This is a genomic window from Oleiphilus sp. HI0086 (genome assembly GCF_001635225.1).
The window spans coordinates 1-1,764 of sequence record NZ_LWFZ01000793.1; the positions used below are offsets into that span (position 1 = coordinate 1).

The window sequence follows — 1,764 nt, forward strand, 5'->3', positions numbered from 1 at the left end:
CTTCCACATATATATCAAACAGAAAACCAACCAACTTTTTTGCGTTCCTATTACTGCGTGAAGCGGCTTAACGATGTTTTTATTTCGATTCATATCAGTATTCTTAAATACAACGTAGATCATCTCGTAGCGTCCCATACTGTGCGAGAAGGTCTATCGATAGTAAAAAAAAGAGTGGTTAAATGAAACTAACAGCAACAAAAGTAGATAGAATCAAGTCAGGAGATAAGGACCTTAAATTGAGCGACGGACGAGGTTTATTTTTGCTCGTAAAGACCAATGGACGAAAATATTGGAGACTTTCCTATCGTTTCCATGGCAAACAAAAAACCATATCCCTTGGAATCTATCCAGATACAAGCCTCGCTAAAGCAAGAGAACAAACCTCTGAAGCAAAAAACCTTTTGGCAGCAGGTGAAGACCCAAGTCAAATAAAGAGAATAAGAAAAGCCAATCAACTAGACGATGCACAGAATACATTTCGGTCCATTGCTCTCGAGTGGTTCGAAGTAAAAATGCTAAACATGTCTGACGGTCACAAGAAGCGTGTATTAAGAGCCTTAGAACGAGATATGTTTCCTCATCTTGGATGTCTTGAGGTAAGGAAAGTTAATGCAAATGACCTTCTAGTTCCATTAAAGAAAATTGAAGGCAAAGGGAAACTTGAAACAGCACATAGAGCTAAACAAACTGCGGGCCAGATATTGAGATACGCGGTGGCGACTGGGAGAGCCGACAGAGATTGCAGTATTGATTTAAAAGGTGCACTTAAAATACCAAAGGAAAAAAACCGAGCTGCTATTACCTGTCCAACAGAACTAGGAGTATTACTCAACGCAATAGATGGCTACAACGGAGGGATGGTCGTAAAAACTGCGCTAACAATAACACCGCATTTGTTCATACGTCCTGGAGAGCTACGAAAACTAGAATGGAACGAAATAAATTGGGAAAACAGAAGAATCGAGATTCCGGATTTTAAAATGAAAATGAGGGAGGCTTTTATTGTTCCCTTAAGCAATCAAGTTTATACAATCTTAGAGCAATACAAGGAAGAAACTGGACAGAGAGGAGCATATGTATTTCCTAGTGCTAGAGGCGCATCTCGTCCATTATCCGATAATGGCATTCGCACAGCGCTACGAACTTTAGGATATGACAACGAGACAGTATCACCACATGGATTTCGAGCCACTGCGAGAACACTTCTAGACGAAATATTAGGTTACCGAATTGATTATATTGAACACCAGCTAGCCCATGCCGTAAAAGATACAAATGGAAGAGCATACAATAGGACGAGTCACCTAGAAGGAAGAATTGAGATGATGCAAAGCTGGTCAAATTACTTAGATCAATTGAAAAACAAACATAACGGAGGCAAAAATTAATGACCAATCACAATATGACTTATGATCTTCAAGACCTCCAAGACATAGTGAAGACTCTCGAAACTGATACTACTGTTGTTAACGAGATAACCTTAGCAAAGAATATGATCAAGAGTCCTGACTTTAACTACTTAGAAATGCCAGACGACGCCCCTTTCATTAGTTCATTTATACCGACTCCGGCGTTTTTCAAGGTAGTTGTCGCCTGAGCATTTAAGCTGCTTGTTTTTCCTTCTCCGGGTTCAACTTAACGTCACCCACTTTCTCCCAGTTCCGCGTAGCTTTTGACCACCTTATTTGGTTCTTTCTTTTCATCTTGCGATAAAGCTCATCCCTCTTCGATAATATTTCTTCATCCAGACCTAAGTGCCTT

2 protein-coding genes are annotated in these 1,764 nt (G+C 40.0%); both read left to right on the top strand.

Going from position 1 to position 1,764, the window contains the following annotated elements:
- The first annotated feature begins 182 nt into the window (after positions 1-182).
- Positions 183-1,391: an integrase arm-type DNA-binding domain-containing protein gene (locus tag A3756_RS13905; RefSeq protein ID WP_068553710.1), complete on the top strand. Its 1,209-nt coding sequence runs from the start codon at positions 183-185 to the stop codon at positions 1,389-1,391.
- Positions 1,391-1,600, top strand: coding sequence for a hypothetical protein (locus A3756_RS13910; RefSeq protein ID WP_068553711.1), 210 nt, complete (start codon positions 1,391-1,393; stop codon positions 1,598-1,600). Before A3756_RS13905 ends, A3756_RS13910 begins: the two co-directional genes overlap by 1 nt.
- Positions 1,601-1,764 lie beyond the last annotated feature (164 nt).